The organism is Cobetia sp. PDI-12MA (assembly GCF_059507695.1).
In genome coordinates this window covers 3,995,703-4,012,484 of record NZ_CM183351.1, presented here as the reverse complement: position 1 = coordinate 4,012,484, position 16,782 = coordinate 3,995,703, and the positions used below count along the sequence as shown (strand labels likewise).

Genomic DNA, 16,782 nt, shown 5'->3' with positions numbered 1-16,782 from the left:
AAGGGGGGTGTGGATAATCCGAATGCCGTCGATGGCGACAGCTTAACGCGACTCACGGGTGAGTTGCAGCCGCGCGAGCGCAAGGGGTGCCGGCATCGAAAGAGGCAATAGCGCTATCGCCAGGGCAGAAACTGGGCCTCGGGCAACGCACCTTTCCGCCCACGCTGCTGGCCATCGACGAGACTCTGCCAGGTGGCCTGCTGGGCAGCCTGCCATGCCGATGGCAATGTCATACCGCGCGCCAGACGCACCGCCAGGTGCGAAGCCAGCGTGCAGCCGCTGCCATGGAAGCTGCCAGTCAGTCGCGGGCAGTCCAGTGCGAGTGTGGCATGATCTCGGCGATACAGACGATGGATCACCGACGGCTCAGCCAGCGAATCAGCGCCATTTCCCAGCGGGTCAGCATCGCGCTCGACAGGATCAGTACCGGTGACCAGCACGGCCCCGGCGCCTGCCGCCAGTAGATGCTCGGCGAGTTGACCGTCGCCCGTCCCCGCGGGGCAGGCCGCCAGCCGCGCAAGCTCCGCGCGGTTGGGCGTGAGCACATCCACGTGCGGCAGCAAGCTCTCACGCGCCTGATGGATGAGCGACTCGGTGGAAAGCTCCAGCCCGCCGCCCGCTTTCAACACCGGGTCCCATACCACGGGTAGCCCCGGCCAGCGCTGCTGGAGTTCCTCGATCAGCGTCACACACGCCGTGAGCGCCGCTTCGCTGGCGAGCAGACCGATCTTGAGCGCGCCCGGGCGGAAGTCCTCACACAGGGTGCGGGCCATGGCGAGCATCGACTCGCCCGATTGCGGAATCACCGCCTGTACATTGCAGGAGTTCTGCACCGTCAGTGCCGTCGGCACTGTCAGCGCCCAGCCACCACCGGCACGGATCGCCTCGCTGTCGGCGACCAGACCCGCGCCGCCGCTGGGATCATGCCCCGCCAATACCAGCACGTAGGGCAGTTGCGCTGAGCACTCGGTCATGGCTGAACCATCCCTCAGAACGGTTTGACGATGACGCAGATGACGATCACCACCAGCATCAGTACCGGCACTTCATTGAAGAAGCGGAAGTAGCGCGAGGTTCTCTTGCAGGTATCGGCGGCGAACTGCTTCAGATACAGGCCACAGGCATGGTGATAGCCGACCAGCAGCACGACCATGGTCAGCTTGAGGTGCATCCAGCCCATGCTCATGAAGCTCGGCACCAGCGCCAGCAGCCAGATTCCCAGCACCAGGGTCGCGATCATCGACGGCATCATGATGCCGCGATAAAGCTTGCGCTCCATGGTCTTGAAGTACTCGATGGCCTTGTGGTCGCCGGCATCACGCGCCTGGGCGTGATAGACGTACAGCCGCGGCAAATAGAAGAGGGCAGCAAACCAGCACACTACGGCAATCAGATGGAAAGCCTTGATCCACAGATACATGAGGGAGCTCCGTCAGTCAGGGTCGGGAAGGTCAGAAAGTGGACGCGCGGATGAAGCAATCGGATCGCCACGATGGCATGTGACACCGCCAAGGCCCATGCGGTATGCGGTCGCGGCCAGGCGTGCGCAAAGTGAATTCACGCCTGAGAAGCAGGTGCCACGAGGTGCTTCAGGGCGTATAGCGATAGTAGCTCTCTATTGCATCCCGCGTGATGATACCTGAAATCTTGCGAATCATCGGTGCGGTGGTGTGCTCGACATAGAGGGCATCGACATCGCTGGGCAGCAGCCGCTCATAGGCCTCGGACAAGGTAGCCTGCAGGTGGATGGGCGCGAGATCCAGACGCTGCGCGGGGATCTCGAGCAGGTCGAGCTCTTCCTGCTCCCGCCAATGCTCATCCATCAGCACACGCACCAGATCCGCCGCCGGCAGTGCGACCATCGGCTTTTCCGGCGTCGAGCGCGTGACCACCAGCCAGACCGGCTTGCTGTCGAGCAGGGCGCGAGCACGTTCACGCGTGATGCGGCGCGGCACGCTGACCAGCGAGCGCTCCATCACCGCCGGCACCGCCACCCGCGACAGCGCCTGCATCAATGGCTGCTGGAGCGGATGCAGTCCCTGCGCCGTCAGCGTCGAGATGAAGAAGCCCTGGCAGTGACACAGCTGGCGACAGGTCAGGCCTGCCACCACCACCGCCAGCATGCCGGGCAGGATGATATTCGGCGAATGCGTCAATTCGAGCAGTGCCATCAGGGCGGCCAGTGGCGCCTGAAGCACCGCACCCATCATCGCCGCCATGCCGAGCAGGGCGTAAAGCGCGATGTCCGAGGCCTGGTCCGGCAACAGCCAGCCGCCCAGCATGCCCATCAATGCCCCGGCCGCGGCGCCCGCCACCACCACCGGGCCGATGATGCCGATCGGCACGCCACAGGCCACGCACAGTGCCGACAGCACCAGCTTGCCGACCACCAGCGCCAACAGGATATCCAGCGCCAGCTGGCCGTCGAGCAACTGAGCCAGACTGTCATAGCCGATGCCTTGTACCTGGGGATACCACCACGCCACGACGGCCGTCGAGACCCCGACCAGCGCCATGCGCATCCCCCATGACAGGTGTGCCACGCGCGCCTGCTGACGCGCCAGATGCACGAAGCCCCCCGCCAGCAGGCCGATGACCAGCGCCGTGACGATGACCCAGGGCAGATCGAGCAGGGAATGCAGCAGCAGAGACGGCACCGCGAAGGCCGGTGCCGAGCCGTAGACCATCTGCGTGACCACCGCGCCGGTGGTCGAGGCCAGAATCACCGGCATGAACCCCATCAGGGTGTACTCCATCATCACCACTTCCATGGCGAAGATGACCCCGGCGATCGGCGTATTGAAGGAGGCGGAGATGCCCGCCGCCGTACCACAGGCGACCAGCACGCGCAGACTGTTGTTGGGCAGCTTGAGGCGCTCGCCGATCCAGCTCGAGGCACCGGCACCCAGGTGGATCGCCGGGCCTTCACGCCCCGCCGACAAGCCGCCGAGCACGCTCGCGACCCCGACCACGACCTGATTGAGCCAGGCACGCAGCGGCATCTTGCCCTGATGGTAGGTCAGGCGCTCGATGACATGACCGATGCCTAGCTTGCGCTGCGCCGGATGCTGTCGCCCCAGCACGATGCCGATCACCAGCACCGCCAGCAGCGGCAGCGACGCGCGCACCCAGGGGGCAAGTCCCTCGAAGTTCTCCGGGTTGTCATCGGGCATGAAGCCCAGAGCACCGGCACTCAACAGCAGGCGGAAACCGACCATCAATGAGCCGGTCAGCAGCCCTGCCACCAGCCCCAGCAGACACAGTTGCGGGAGTGCATCGACCGCCGCCAGCTTGCGCCGAAAATTGTCGAGACTGGGACGAGGCAGATGCGGACGCGTCAGGCGTGACACTCACGACTCCTTGAAGGCACTGGCAATGACAGAGGACATCCATGTCGGCAGCGCATTACTGCCCGCCTGACACCTGTGTATCATATCGATTGCGAACCGTCGCGACCGTGCGCAATCCGACAACCTCGGCACAGCATGGCGCAACGCCTGTCTCGCGCACAGGCCACCAAAGGTCGCAGCAGCAGATCGGACACAAGATTACATCTCGCATCAACAGGACACCGCCCGAAGGCGGGGAGGCAGCATGATCAAGGTAGGTATCGTCGGCGGCACCGGTTACACCGGAGTGGAACTCCTCAGGCTCCTGGCCAGCCATCCGCAGGTGGAAGTGACCGTGATCACCTCGCGAAGCGAGAAAGGCGTGCGTGTCGACGAGATGTACCCCAATCTGCGCGGCCACTACGACACTCTCGCATTCAGCGAGCCGGATGCCGACGTGCTGGCCGCCTGTGACGCCGTATTCTTCGCCACGCCTCACGGTGTCGCTCACGCCCTAGCTGGCGATCTGCTGGCACGCGGCACGCGTGTCATCGACCTGTCCGCGGACTTCCGCATCAAGGACGCCGACGTCTGGGCCGAGTGGTATGGCCAGCCGCATGGCGCGCCGGAGCTGCTCGGCGAAGCCGTCTACGGCCTGCCGGAAGTCAATCGCGATGCCATCCGCGAAGCACGCCTGATCGCGGTGCCGGGCTGCTACCCGACCTCCGTGCAGCTGGGCCTGATCCCGCTGCTGGAAGCCGGCCTGATCGAGACCGACAACATCATCGCCGACTGCAAGTCCGCCGTCTCCGGCGCGGGTCGCGGTGCCAAGGTCGGCTCTCTGCTGTGTGAAGCCGGCGAGTCCATGAAGGCCTACGGCGCCTCCGGCCACCGTCATCTGCCGGAAATCACCCAGGGGCTGGACCTGGCAGCCGGCAGCGCGGTCGGTCTGACCTTCGTCCCGCACCTGACGCCGATGATTCGCGGCATCCACTCCACCCTCTATCCGCGTCTGAGCGGCTTCAGCGGCACGCTGGAAGATCTGCAGACGCTGTTCGAACAGCGCTACGCCGACCACCCCGCCGTCGATGTCATGCCGCTGGGCAGCCATCCGGAGACGCGCAGTGTGCGGGGCACCAACCTGTGCCGCATCGCCCTGCATCGTCCGGGCAACGGCGACACCCTGGTGGTGCTGTCGGTGATCGACAACCTGGTAAAGGGCGCGTCAGGCCAGGCCATCCAGAACCTCAATCTGATGTTCGGTCTCGATGAGATGATGGGGATCGGTGCGCCGGCGATGATGCCCTGAACCGCCAGCGTACGCCCGCAAGGCTGCACGTCAGACAAAGTTGACCCTTTTGCTCGGATATAGGGATAATAGCCGTCATTCCGTTCTCTATACCGTGCCGGGCGCTGTCTTCAGCGTCCGGCCTCCGACTCCTTCCAGGAGGCCCGCATGAGCGAAGCACAAAGCTTCATCCCCACGCCGTTGTACCTGTCCGAGCGCGCCAGTGCCCGGATTGCAGCGCTGCGCGCGGAAGAAGCCAACCCGGAGCTGCGTCTCAGGGTCTACGTCACTGGCGGCGGCTGTTCCGGCTTCCAGTACGGTTTCGATATCGCCACCGATCTGGCCGATGACGACACCGTGGTCGAGCTGGGCGAAGCCGCCATCGTGATCGACCCGCTGTCCTACCAGTATCTGGTCGGCTCGACGATCGACTATGAGGAAGGTCTGGCAGGCGCCCGCTTCATTATCCAGAACCCCAATGCCACCAGCACCTGTGGCTGCGGATCTTCCTTCATGGTCTGATCATTGAGGATCTGACCGTGAGGATCTGACACGCCCCGCACACGACATTGGCGCCTTGCTGGCGCCTGATCGCCCCCTACCGGTTCCTGGTAGGGGGCGATTTTTTTGTCATCTCAGTGGCTTGCGAGCTTCCCTTCGCGGTATGGCAGCGGCGGCAGACTTGACGGGGCCCGGTGCGCTCGTCAATCTAAAAACGCTATACATCCTAAAATCTAAATATAAAGAGAAATGTAAAATGCGCAGATCCCACCTGCTGGCCTCCCTCTCTGGCCTTGCGGCCGCCACCTTCATGGCCAGCGCTGCCCATGCCGTCACCCTCAAGGCGGCGACCGACCCGAGCTTCGTGCCCTTCGAGATGCTCGATCAGGAAAGTGGCGAGATGGTCGGCTTCGATATCGACATCCTCAATGCCATCGGCGAGCGCGCCGGCTTCGATATCGACCTCAAGACCATGGACTTCAATGGCATCATCCCGGCCGTGCAGACTGGTAGCGTCGATGTCGCCATCGCCGGCATCACCATCACCGAAGCACGCGAGAAGATCGTCGACTTCACCGATCCCTACTATGACTCCGGCCTGCAGATTCTGACCTCGACCAACAACGGCGACATCGAGGATATCGAGGGCCTGGAAGGCAAGAAGGTCGGTACCAAGATCGGATCCACCAGTTACGACTATCTCACCGCCAACCTCGGTGACTCCACCATCACGCCTTATCCGGGCAGCGCCGACATGTACATGGCCCTGATGTCCGGCAGCGTCGATGCCGTCTTCTACGATGCCCCCAACGTCGGCTACTTCGCCAAGACCAAGGGCAATGGACGCGTCAAGACGGTGGGGCCGCTCTATGAAGGCCAGCAATACGGTATCGCCTTCACCGAAGGCAGCGAGTGGACCGAGGCCGCCAACAAGGCGCTGGCCGAGATGAAGTCCGATGGCAGCTATGCCGAGATTTACCAGAAGTGGTTCGGCGCCATGCCCGGCGACAGCCAGTAAGCCGCTTTCGACTCGCCTCGGACGCCCCACATCGCGTAGTGCAGAACGTAGTACAGATCATCATCACGACATTTCGGCAGCGACAGCCTGCCGGAATGTCGGTCGTCTCGAACCTCCGGCGCGCCCAGCGGTGCATGAGAGGTTCGTGCCAAGGAGCCCCCCGTGGACGTTCAGTTCCAGTTTGATTGGCAGGCCGCACTCAATTCGGTGCCCTACCTGCTCGAGGGCATTCCCTGGACCCTCGCCATATCCTTCGGTGGCCTCGCCATCGGCTTCGTGCTCGGCATCCTGTTCGGACTGCTGAGCCTGTCTCCCAGCCGGATCCTGCGCTGGGTCGCCACCGCCTATATCGAGATCTTCCGTGGCACCCCGGTACTCGTCCAGGTGCTCTTCATCTTCTATGGCCTGCCACAGATCATCGGTGGCCCCATCGATGCCCTGACCGCCGGCATCGCCGCGATCGCCTTGAACTCGGCGGCCTATATCTCGGAAATCGTGCGCGGTGGCGTGCAGTCCATCGCCCGGGGCCAGCGGGAAGCCGGCCTGTCACTCGGCCTTTCCACCCCGCAGACCTTCCGCTATGTCATCTGGCCCCAGGCGCTGCGCCGCATGATCCCTGCGCTTGGCAACCAGGGCATCGTCTCGATCAAGGACACCTCGCTGTTCTCGGTGATCGGCGTCGGTGAGCTGGTGCGTCAGGGGCAGATCTACATCGCCACGACCTTCAATGCGCTGGAAACCTACTTCATGGTTGCGCTGCTGTATCTGGTGATCACCCTCAGCCTGTCATTTGGCTTGCGGATGCTCGAGCGCCGCGGGTTGGTGGGCCAATGATGTCTCTCTGCCCCCCAAACGTGACGGATATCGCCGCGCCACCTCTCCTTCTGCCTGATCTCATTTCTCTGACGACCATCCGGCATGCAGCGCCGGTTCGGAGCGCCCCATGACTGCCATCGTGAAGATGCACAAGCTCAACAAGCATTTCGGCAGCCTGCATGTCCTCAAGGACATCGAGCTCGAGGTCGCCCAGGGGGAGGTGGTGGTGATCATCGGGGCCAGTGGCTCCGGCAAGTCGACACTGATTCGCTGCGTGAACGGCCTGGAGGAGTTTCAGGACGGCAACATCGAGGTGGATGGGCACTCGCTGATCCCCCACGGCAAGAGCCACAGGGCGCTCAAGGCGATACGCACCGAAGTCGGCATGGTCTTCCAGCAGTTCAATCTCTTTCCGCACATGAGCGTGCGTGACAACGTCAGCCTGGCCCCCATCAAGGTCCGCGGCACCTCGCGTCCGGCGGCCGAGCAGCAAGCCGATACGCTGCTCGAGCGGGTCAATATCCTCGAGCAGGCCGACAAGTACCCGGGGCAACTCTCCGGTGGCCAGCAGCAACGCGTGGCCATTGCCCGCTCACTGGCGATGGAACCGCGCCTGATGCTGTTCGATGAGCCCACCTCGGCACTGGACCCGGAAATGATCGGTGAGGTGCTCGATGTCATGCGCAAGCTGGCCCGCGAAGGCATGACGATGATGATCGTCACCCATGAAATGAGTTTTGCCCGTGAAGTGGCAGACCGGGTGGTGTTCATCCATCAGGGCAGCATCGTCGAGGAAGGCACGCCAGAGCAGGTCTTCGATACGCCGCAACATCCACGCACCCAGAGCTTCCTGGCCCGCGTACTGTCTCACTGAGCGTCTTCCGGAAAGCTAGCTGAGCCACTGTCCGGACACGCGTTGAGCATGTGATGTCCCACCCGCTGCACGCATGGCAGCGGGCATGCCCCGACCGTCAGGTAGGGGCATTTTTTTGTCCTCAGAGAGGCTTGCGAGCCCTGCGGATCGCCAAACGATGAAAAATCTTCTCCCTCCACGCCTACTGTCGGCATTTCGAGAAGAAAAAAACGAATTTTTTGGCCCCGGCCACCCCCTTGCCAGGTCACGCAAACACGCCTCGACGCTCGAACGAATGTCGCTTTCCCCGCCTGGCAGCCCTCACTCAAGCGTCGCTTTAGCGTGTGAAAAGCAGGGATAAATCAGGGGCCTAGTCGGAAAACCACACGAGGATAACGTGCACCGTGAGCCGCCGGGACAGCGTTCAGGCAATCTCAGCGGCCGATACGGGCAAGACAAGCGAAAAAGTATCCACAGGCTGGGACGCATCGCGTCATTGGCACCATTGGCGAGGGCTGTAGGCATTCACGCACCACTTATCCCATGACTGTCTACAGCTTTGGCCAGCGCAGGAAATCGACATTTGCCTCTGTGGACATTTTCCGGCATTATCCGCGGCCTTCTTGCCGTCAGGCCATGCAGCACTAGGGGTTGTGGGTAACAACGCAACTTGTGCACAGCAGGGCAGAAAAGTCGGGTACCAGCTCGGTATGAATCAGGGGATAATCGGGGCTGTGGACAAGGGCACATTTCATCCACAGGAAGCGACCGGTGACGTCCTCAGGTACTCCGCATTTTCTCCCCAACTATATCAACATCGTAAGCTTTTGATTTGTAACGGATAAAGTCGATTTCCCACTGATTTTGTCCACAACAGTAGTTACAACATCAACAGAACCCCTTTTTCTTTTCTTTATATAATCTTGTTATCCGGAAACCCGAAGGACGGACCGAGACCTCACGATCGACCTGACGTGAACTCACCGAACCCGAAGTGTTCGGGATAACGAACGGCTGTCGGTCAGCACATCCCTCGGCGGAAAATCGACGTGTCGTATCCGCAAGACTCGTGAATCGTCACGGTGTGGATTGATGCCTGAGTAGAAACAACCCGGGCATTCATTCATGACCTGCCAGGGCACGGCGCTGTGGAAAACTCCTGACGCTTACCCACAGGCGGTTTATACTGTGCGGCCCGGACGTCATCCTGCTGGCTTGCAAGCTCCCTCACCGGTCGAGCACATGCCTTCGGCGACGGACATCATTCGCCATGCCGTCTGGCAGACCTTGATTCATCCAGGCATCGATTCATCGCCCTGCCTGGCCGATTTGCCTGCTTCGCCAACCAGCGAACAGCGCTTCACCCAAGTTTCGTGATACCCCGAGGTGCCAACGTGGATTACCCGAACCGCTTTGACGTGATCGTCATCGGCGGCGGTCATGCCGGTACGGAAGCCGCACTGGCTGCTGCCCGCATGGGCCGTCAGACCCTGCTGCTGACCCATAACATCGAGACGCTGGGCCAGATGTCCTGCAATCCCGCCATCGGTGGGATCGGCAAGAGCCATCTGGTCAAGGAGATCGATGCGCTGGGCGGCGCCATGGGCCTGGCCACCGACATGGCGGGTATCCAGTTCCGTACCCTGAATGCCCGCAAGGGGCCGGCAGTGCGTGCCACTCGCGCCCAGGCTGACCGGGCGCTGTACAAGGCCGCGATCCGCAACGTGCTGGAAAACCAGCCGAACCTGACGCTGTTCCAGCAGGGTGCGGAAGACCTGATCGTCGACGGCGAGACCGTGCGGGGTGTCGTCACCCAGACCGGGATCCGCTTCCACGCCACCACGGTGGTGCTGGCGACCGGGACCTTCCTCGGCGGCGTGATTCACATCGGTCTGGACAACCATGCCGGTGGTCGCGCCGGTGATCCGCCCGCCAATGGGCTGGCGTCACGTCTGCGTGAACTGCCGTTCCGGGTAGATCGCCTCAAGACCGGCACCCCGCCGCGCATCGATGCCAAGAGCGTCGACTTCAGCAAGATGGAAGCCCAGCCGGGTGACACGCCGCGACCGGTGATGTCCTACATGGGCAGCCGTGAGATGCAGCCGGAGCAGGTCAACTGCTACATCACGCACACCAACGAGCGCACTCACGAGATCATCTTCGCCAATCTCGACCGCTCGCCGATGTACTCCGGCGTCATCGATGGCATCGGGCCGCGTTACTGTCCGTCCATCGAGGACAAGGTGCATCGCTTCGCCGACAAGAACAGCCACCAGGTCTTCATCGAGCCGGAAGGCCTGAATACCCATGAGCTGTATCCCAACGGCATCTCCACCTCGCTGCCCTTCGATACGCAGCTCGAGGTGGTGCGCTCGATCCGTGGCATGGAGAACGCGCACATCACGCGTCCCGGCTACGCCATCGAGTACGATTTCTTCAATCCCCAGGACCTGCATCACTCCCTGGAGACCCGTTTCATCAAGAACCTCTACTTCGCCGGTCAGATCAATGGCACCACCGGCTATGAAGAAGCCGGTGCCCAGGGGCTGCTGGCGGGCGTCAATGCCGCCTTGCGCGCCACTGACGACGAGTCCTGGCATCCGCTGCGTGACGAGGCCTACACCGGTGTGATGGTCGATGACCTGATCACCCTCGGCACGCGCGAGCCGTACCGCATGTTCACCTCGCGCGCCGAATATCGCCTGTTGCTGCGTGAGGACAATGCCGATCTGCGCCTGACCGCCAAGGGGCGCGAGCTGGGCCTGATCGATGACGCCCGTTGGGAAGCCTTCGATCGCAAGCGTGAAGCCATCGCCCGCGAGACCGCACGTCTCGAGAGCACCTGGCTGACGCCGAAGAGTCCGGAGCTGGCCCCGTTGAGTGACAAGCTCAGCTCGCCGCTCAAGCGCGAAGCCAGCCTGATGGAGCTGCTCAAGCGTCCGGAGCTCGAGTATCCGGATGTGGCAGACCTGAAAGGGGAAGGGGTCGACGACTGGCGCATCGCCGAACAGGTACAGATCACTGCCAAGTACGCAGGCTATATCCAGCGTCAGCAGGAGGAGATCGACCGCCTGCGCCGTCACGAGCACACCGAACTGCCGACCAGCCTCGACTATGATTCCGTCGATGGTCTCTCCAACGAGATCAAGCAGAAGCTCAACGAAGCGCGCCCGGCGACGCTGGCCCAGGCCGGCCGTATTTCCGGTGTCACGCCGGCAGCCGTCTCCATCCTGTTGATTCACTTGAAGAAGCGTCAGCTGATCAAGGCGGAGACACCCGCAGATGCCGCAACAACTGACACGGGAGTCGCGCAATGAGCCAGACGCTCAACGAGACCCAGCGTGAACGTTGCGCTCAGCTGCTCAGCCGCGGTGCCAGCGCCATGGGCGTAGAGTTGAGCGAGGAACAACATGCTCAGCTGATGACACTGCTGGTGCTGTTGCACAAGTGGAATCGCGCCTATAACCTCACCGCGGTACGTGAGCCGGAGGCGATGGTGACTCGCCATCTGCTCGATAGCCTCAGTGTGCTGCCTTATATCAGCGGGCCACGCCTTCTGGATGTCGGCGCCGGCCCGGGCCTGCCCAGCATCGTGATCGCGATCATGCGTCCCGACATCGCCGTCGTGCCGCTGGATTCGAATGGCAAGAAGGTGCGCTTCCAGATTCAGGCCGGCCATGAACTGGGCCTCAAGAATCTGAGCCCGACCCAGGTCCGTATCGAAGCCTATGATGGCGCGCCGTTCGAACAGATCATCTCGCGTGCCTTCGCCGATACCGATGCCTTCGTCAATCTGTCAGCGGCCGTGCTCGCCGAGGGCGGCGAATGGTTGGCCATGAAAGGGCGCATCCCCAGTGATGAGATTGCCCGCCTGCCGATGGGTGTCTCGCTGGTCGAGACATTGGTGCTGGAAGTGCCAGGCGAGGAAGGGGAGCGCCACCTTCTGCGCCTCAAGCGCGACTGATAAAGCGCCTCAAGGTGTGCGCAGGGATTGTGCCGGGCGCAAAAGGCAGGCAGCCTGATGTTTTCACGAGGGCAGATCATTGATCTGTCCTCGTGAGCATGTGGCTGGTGCCAATGGCCCCGCTTCTCAAGGAACCAAGGAAGTCACTCGTGACCAAGATCATCGCGCTGACCAACCAGAAGGGTGGCGTCGGCAAGACCACCACTGCCGTCAATCTGGCGGCGTCGCTGGCGGCACTCGATCGCCGCGTTCTGCTGATCGATCTCGACCCGCAGGGCCATGCCACCATGGGCAGCGGCATCGACAAGCACGACCTCGAAGGTAGCGTGTTGGATGTGCTGCTGGGCGAGCTGCGTGCCAGTGACGTGATTCTCGATTGTCCCGATGCCGGCTACGCCCTGTTGCCCGGCAATGGCGACCTTACCGCCGCCGAGGTCGATCTTCTCGGTGTCGAGGGGCGTGAGCGCCGCCTCACGGAAGCTCTGGCGCCGATCGCCGCGGAATATGACGTGGTACTGATCGACTGCCCGCCCTCGCTCAACATGTTGACCGTCAATGCCCTGACCGCCGCCCATGGCGTGCTGATCCCGCTGCAGTGCGAGTTCTACGCGCTGGAAGGTCTGTCAGCGCTGCTCGATACCATCGAGCAGATTCAAGGCAACGTGAATCCGGCCCTCGACGTGTTCGGGATCGTGCGTACCATGTACGACGCTCGCAACAGTCTGACCCGCGATGTCAGCAAGCAACTTTCCGATTACTTTGGCGATACCCTGATCAAGGCGACCATTCCGCGCAACGTGCGGGTGGCGGAAGCGCCGAGCCACGGCCTGCCGGTGACCAAGTATGCGCGTCTGTCGCGTGGCAGCCAGGCCTATCGGGTGCTCGCCAAGGAATTGATTCGTCGTCTCTCGCTGTAACTTCACCGAGGAAGGTCCATGACGCGTAAGCGTGCCCTGGGAAGGGGCCTGGATGCCCTGATTGGCGCCGGAAGCCGCCGCCGCCATGTCGAAGCCGATATAGAAACTGTCGATGGCGACGCCATCGATGCGTCACCGGATGCCGCGCTGGCCGCGAATCCGGCCGCTGCCACGGCGGAATTGCCTAGCGAGCGCCTCGAGCGCCTGCCGCTCGGGCAGTTGCAGCGTGGCAAGTATCAGCCACGGCGTGACATTCAGCCGGAAGCGCTCGAGGAGCTGGCGGATTCCATCCGGGCTCAGGGCGTGATGCAGCCCATCGTGGTGCGTCCGGTGGGGGAGGGGCGCTACGAGATCATCGCCGGCGAGCGCCGCTGGCGTGCCTCGCAGCTGGCGGAGCTGGATACCATTCCTGCCGTCATCCGCGAAGGCATCAGCGATGAGATCGCGCTTGCGCTGGCATTGATCGAGAACATCCAGCGCGAGAACCTCAATCCGGTCGAGGAAGCCCTGGCGCTCAAGCGTCTGCTTGAGGAATTCGAGCTGACCCAGCAGCAGGTGGGCGACGCCGTCGGGCGTTCACGCGCCCAGGTCACCAACCTGCTGCGGCTGCTGACGCTGGAACAGGAAGTGCAGACCCTGCTGGAGCGCGGTGAGCTCGACATGGGGCACGCGCGTGCCCTGATCGGCCTGACCCCGGCACGCCAGCGCAAGCTGGCCCATGAAGTGGTCGAGCGCGAGCTGACCGTGCGCCAGACCGAAGCACTGGTGAAAAGCGTGCAAAAGGGTGAACAGTCCAAGCCGGCGCCGGCACGACCGGACGCCGACATCCAGCGTCTGGAAACGCGCCTCTCGGAGCAGCTGGGCGCCGCCGTCAACATCCGTCATGGCAAGAGCGGCAAGGGCAAGGTCACCATCTCCTACACCAGTCTGGATGAGCTGGACGGCATTCTCGGCCATATCCACTAATGGGTGAGCAGGGGAGGGCTGACCGTGCGTCACACCTTCCCTGGCGGCAATTTTCTGCGTGACGGATCACGATCTTCTTTCGCGCCCCTGTGACTCATTGTCGCAGGGGCGCGAAATGCATCTGACATTCAAGATATTGAAGGATGTTGCTGACGTCAGGTTGTGATTCATGCAACCCTGTGTCGCTCGCACCGCAAGCGACTGTCAACGTAAGCAAACTGTCATCGGTTTCCCGCAAGATAGTGAGGCTTTGGTCGTAAGCTTGCGAAAGATCAAGGAATTTAGCTTGTCGTTTGGTTGATGGCGGTGAAGCGCTCCCCTATAATCCGGCGAGTTTGCTCCCGGGCTGTGTCCAGCGCAGCGCCAGAAATGGCGAAGGCCATCATTGCGAGACACAGGTCCAAGATGCACAAGACGACACCCGCTGCTCTACAACGCCCTCAGGTAGCTCGATTGCTCTGGGGCCAGGCGCTGGTCATCGTGATTGCCGTCTTGCTGGCGGGAGTGATGAAAGGCAGTGGTGCGGCGCTTTCCGCGCTGTGTGGTGGGCTGGTCTGCCTGCTGCCCAATCTGTTTTTCGCCTGGCGTTCACTGCGTGTGACCGGTGCACGCTACGCCCAGGCAATGGTCAAGGCCTTCTATCAGGCCGAGGCCGGTAAGTTCGGTTTGACGGCCGTATTGTTTGCGTTCTTCTTCATTGCAGTGCCGCCCTCAAACCCCGCTTTATTTTTTTGCGCTTACGTGGCGGCAATGGCGGTTCACTGGCTGGGCCCCTGGCTGGTGAAGCGAACACCGTACACACGAACCTGAGGCAGAGTCATGGCAGGCACCAACCCGAGTCCCTCCGAATATATTCAGCACCACCTGCAGAATCTGACGTACGGCAACCACCCGGAACACGGATGGTCACTGGCGCACAGCGCTCAGGAAGCGGCCGACATGGGATTCTGGGCCATCCACCTGGACACCATGGGCTGGTCCATCGGTCTGGGCCTGATCTTCCTGTGCCTGTTCCGCAAGGTCGCCAAGTCCGCCACCACTGGCGTTCCCAGCGGTCTGCAGAACTTCGTCGAATTGATGGTCGAGTTCGTCGATCAGTCCGTGCGTGAGACCTTCCACGGCCGTTCACGCCTGATCGCACCGCTGTCACTGACGATCTTCTGCTGGATCTTCCTGATGAACCTGATGGACTTGATCCCCGTCGACTGGCTGCCTGGCGTTGCTGCCAAGGTCGGTGAGATGTTCGGCGCCGATCCGGCTCACGTGTTCTTCAAGGTGGTGCCGTCCACTGACATCAATGCCACGCTGGGCATGTCACTGTCCGTGTTCGCGTTGATCATCTTCTATTCCATTCGCGTCAAGGGCCTCAAGGGCTTCCTGGCCGAACTGACGCTGCACCCGTTCAACACTCCGAACAAGCTGGCACAGATCGCGCTGATTCCGGTCAACTTCCTGCTTGAGTTCGTGACGCTGATCGCCAAGCCGATCTCTCTGGCGCTGCGTCTGTTCGGTAACATGTATGCAGGCGAGCTGATCTTCATCCTGATCTCGCTGGTCGGTATCTGGCAGCTGCCCCTGCACTTCCCGTGGGCGGTCTTCCATATCCTGGTCATTACCCTGCAGGCATTCATCTTCATGATGCTGACCATCGTCTACCTGAGCATGGCCAGCGAAGACCACTGATGCATTTCGCCCCACGCCATCCGTGGCGTGGGGCAAGATTTCCGAGCTCTGCTCACACCCTCAACCCCTTGACTTAAACTTGACTAAAACTGGAGTTCCACAATGGAAGCACAAGTTCTTGGCATGACCGCTATCGCCGTCTCCCTGCTGATCGGCCTGGGCGCCCTGGGCACCGCCATCGGTTTCGGTATCCTGGGTGGCAAGTTCCTGGAAGGCGCAGCGCGTCAGCCGGAAATGATCCCGCAGCTGCAGGTCAAGATGTTCATCGTCGCTGGTCTGCTGGATGCCGTGACCATGATCGGTGTTGGTATCGCGCTGTTCTTCACCTTCGCCAACCCGTTTGTCGGTTAAACATCGGCTGGCCTCCGGCCTACCGTGTTTTTGACCCAACAATCGTGAAGCGAGAGGTGCTGGCGTGAATCTGAACTTAACCCTGATTGGTCAGGCCATCGCCTTTGCGGTCTTCGTTTATTTCTGCATGAAGTATGTCTGGCCGCCGGTCACACAGGCTCTGGCAGAACGTCAGAAGAAGATTGCAGATGGTCTGGATGCTGCCAGCCGTGCTACCCGTGACCTCGAACTGGCGCAGGAAAAAGCCACCGAGACTCTGCGGGAAAGCAAGGATGAAGCAGCACGCATCATTGAGCAGACCCATAAGCGCTCCAACCAGATGATCGAGGAAGCACGTGAAACTGCACGTGCGGAAGGCGAGCGTCTCGTTGCGCAGGCCCGTGCCGAAATCTCCCAGGAGATCAACCAGGCCAAGGACGAGCTCCGTGGTCAGGTCGCTGCTCTTGCAGTGATCGGCGCCGAGCGCATCCTGGAATCCTCCATCGACGAAGCCAAGCACCGCGAGCTGATTGACAAGCTCGCTGCCGAGCTCTGAGGAGACTGATTCCATGGCTGAAACGTCTACCTCCACCGCGGCTCGCCCGTACGCCAAGGCGGCGTTCGAGTTTGCACGCGGCCAGCAGGCGCTAGAGGCCTGGTCCGGCATGTTGTCGACAGCGGCGCTCGTCGCTGTCGACGCAAACGTCAAGGCGGTGCTCGACAACCCCAAGCTCTCCACCGAGCACAAGGTTGGCACCTTCCTGGACGTGTGCGGTGAGGCGCTGGATGACAGCGCCCGCAACTTCATCCGGACTCTCGGTGAGCAGGACCGCCTTGCGGCCCTGCCCTCCGTGGCCGAATTGTTCGAGGCCCAGAAGGCCGAGCAGGAACAGCGTGTCGAGGTGACCCTGGTGTCTGCCTTTGCACTGGAGAGTGAGCAGGAAGAAAAGCTCGCCACTGCCCTGCGCAAGCGTCTGAACCGCGACATCTCCATTACCACTCAGGTGGATAGTACGCTGCTCGGCGGCGTCATCATCCGTGCCGGAGATACCGTCATTGACGGCTCCGTGCGCGGCAAGCTGGCCCGGCTTTCCGAAGCACTGAACTCCTGAGTCCG

The 16,782-nt window shown here is 62.0% G+C and carries 17 protein-coding genes; 14 read left to right on the top strand and 3 right to left on the bottom strand.

Annotation, left to right across the window (positions count from 1 at the left end):
• Positions 1 to 113 precede the first annotated feature (113 nt).
• From thiD to AC5WNI_RS16990, 3 genes are all read right to left on the bottom strand, one after another.
• Positions 114 to 974: a bifunctional hydroxymethylpyrimidine kinase/phosphomethylpyrimidine kinase gene (gene thiD, locus AC5WNI_RS17000; protein WP_175088910.1), complete on the bottom strand. Its 861-nt coding sequence runs from the start codon at positions 972 to 974 to the stop codon at positions 114 to 116.
• A gap of 14 nt (positions 975 to 988) precedes the next feature.
• Positions 989 to 1,420, bottom strand: coding sequence for a protoporphyrinogen oxidase HemJ (hemJ, locus tag AC5WNI_RS16995; protein WP_043331686.1), 432 nt, complete (start codon positions 1,418 to 1,420; stop codon positions 989 to 991).
• A gap of 169 nt (positions 1,421 to 1,589) precedes the next feature.
• Positions 1,590 to 3,341 carry a chloride channel protein gene (locus AC5WNI_RS16990; RefSeq protein WP_175089065.1) on the bottom strand — a complete coding sequence of 584 codons (1,752 nt, stop codon included), beginning with the start codon at positions 3,339 to 3,341 and terminating at the stop codon, positions 1,590 to 1,592.
• A 253-nt stretch (positions 3,342 to 3,594) separates the two neighbouring features.
• On the opposite strand from AC5WNI_RS16990, the gene argC reads away from it, so the two are divergent.
• The 14 genes from argC to AC5WNI_RS16920 all read left to right on the top strand — a co-directional run bounded on the left by argC (position 3,595) and on the right by AC5WNI_RS16920 (position 16,777).
• Positions 3,595 to 4,638 carry an N-acetyl-gamma-glutamyl-phosphate reductase gene (argC, locus tag AC5WNI_RS16985; protein WP_175088909.1) on the top strand — a complete coding sequence of 348 codons (1,044 nt, stop codon included), beginning with the start codon at positions 3,595 to 3,597 and terminating at the stop codon, positions 4,636 to 4,638.
• Between the two features lie 147 nt (positions 4,639 to 4,785).
• Positions 4,786 to 5,139: an iron-sulfur cluster insertion protein ErpA gene (gene erpA, locus AC5WNI_RS16980; RefSeq protein ID WP_175088908.1), complete on the top strand. Its 354-nt coding sequence runs from the start codon at positions 4,786 to 4,788 to the stop codon at positions 5,137 to 5,139.
• Between the two features lie 235 nt (positions 5,140 to 5,374).
• Positions 5,375 to 6,136: a transporter substrate-binding domain-containing protein gene (locus AC5WNI_RS16975; protein ID WP_175088907.1), complete on the top strand. Its 762-nt coding sequence runs from the start codon at positions 5,375 to 5,377 to the stop codon at positions 6,134 to 6,136.
• A 162-nt stretch (positions 6,137 to 6,298) separates the two neighbouring features.
• Complete coding sequence (locus AC5WNI_RS16970) at positions 6,299 to 6,970, top strand: amino acid ABC transporter permease (protein WP_043331697.1); 672 nt, start codon at positions 6,299 to 6,301, stop codon at positions 6,968 to 6,970.
• A 109-nt stretch (positions 6,971 to 7,079) separates the two neighbouring features.
• The gene (locus tag AC5WNI_RS16965) at positions 7,080 to 7,826 is read left to right on the top strand and encodes an amino acid ABC transporter ATP-binding protein (RefSeq protein ID WP_054556363.1); all 747 of its coding nucleotides are present in this window, start codon (positions 7,080 to 7,082) and stop codon (positions 7,824 to 7,826) included.
• A 1,373-nt stretch (positions 7,827 to 9,199) separates the two neighbouring features.
• Positions 9,200 to 11,122: a tRNA uridine-5-carboxymethylaminomethyl(34) synthesis enzyme MnmG gene (gene mnmG, locus AC5WNI_RS16960; RefSeq protein ID WP_175088906.1), complete on the top strand. Its 1,923-nt coding sequence runs from the start codon at positions 9,200 to 9,202 to the stop codon at positions 11,120 to 11,122.
• Complete coding sequence (gene rsmG / locus AC5WNI_RS16955) at positions 11,119 to 11,769, top strand: 16S rRNA (guanine(527)-N(7))-methyltransferase RsmG (RefSeq protein ID WP_175088905.1); 651 nt, start codon at positions 11,119 to 11,121, stop codon at positions 11,767 to 11,769. The genes mnmG and rsmG overlap by 4 nt, the downstream gene beginning before the upstream one ends.
• A 149-nt stretch (positions 11,770 to 11,918) precedes the next feature.
• Positions 11,919 to 12,686 carry a ParA family protein gene (locus AC5WNI_RS16950; protein ID WP_175088904.1) on the top strand — a complete coding sequence of 256 codons (768 nt, stop codon included), beginning with the start codon at positions 11,919 to 11,921 and terminating at the stop codon, positions 12,684 to 12,686.
• 18 nt (positions 12,687 to 12,704) lie between these two features.
• Positions 12,705 to 13,652, top strand: a complete 948-nt coding sequence (locus tag AC5WNI_RS16945; RefSeq protein ID WP_175088903.1) for a ParB/RepB/Spo0J family partition protein — start codon at positions 12,705 to 12,707, stop codon at positions 13,650 to 13,652.
• A gap of 405 nt (positions 13,653 to 14,057) precedes the next feature.
• The gene (locus AC5WNI_RS16940; protein ID WP_043331819.1) at positions 14,058 to 14,462 is read left to right on the top strand and encodes an ATP synthase subunit I; all 405 of its coding nucleotides are present in this window, start codon (positions 14,058 to 14,060) and stop codon (positions 14,460 to 14,462) included.
• A 9-nt stretch (positions 14,463 to 14,471) separates the two neighbouring features.
• On the top strand, positions 14,472 to 15,335 hold the full coding sequence (gene atpB / locus AC5WNI_RS16935) for a F0F1 ATP synthase subunit A (RefSeq protein ID WP_043331706.1): 864 nt from the start codon (positions 14,472 to 14,474) through the stop codon (positions 15,333 to 15,335).
• Positions 15,336 to 15,437: 102 nt separating this feature from the next.
• Positions 15,438 to 15,686, top strand: coding sequence for a F0F1 ATP synthase subunit C (gene atpE / locus AC5WNI_RS16930; RefSeq protein ID WP_011508579.1), 249 nt, complete (start codon positions 15,438 to 15,440; stop codon positions 15,684 to 15,686).
• Between the two features lie 64 nt (positions 15,687 to 15,750).
• The gene (locus AC5WNI_RS16925) at positions 15,751 to 16,221 is read left to right on the top strand and encodes a F0F1 ATP synthase subunit B (RefSeq protein ID WP_175088902.1); all 471 of its coding nucleotides are present in this window, start codon (positions 15,751 to 15,753) and stop codon (positions 16,219 to 16,221) included.
• Between the two features lie 13 nt (positions 16,222 to 16,234).
• Positions 16,235 to 16,777 (top strand): F0F1 ATP synthase subunit delta, encoded by a 543-nt coding sequence (locus tag AC5WNI_RS16920; protein WP_043331710.1) that lies wholly within the window; start codon positions 16,235 to 16,237, stop codon positions 16,775 to 16,777.
• Positions 16,778 to 16,782 lie beyond the last annotated feature (5 nt).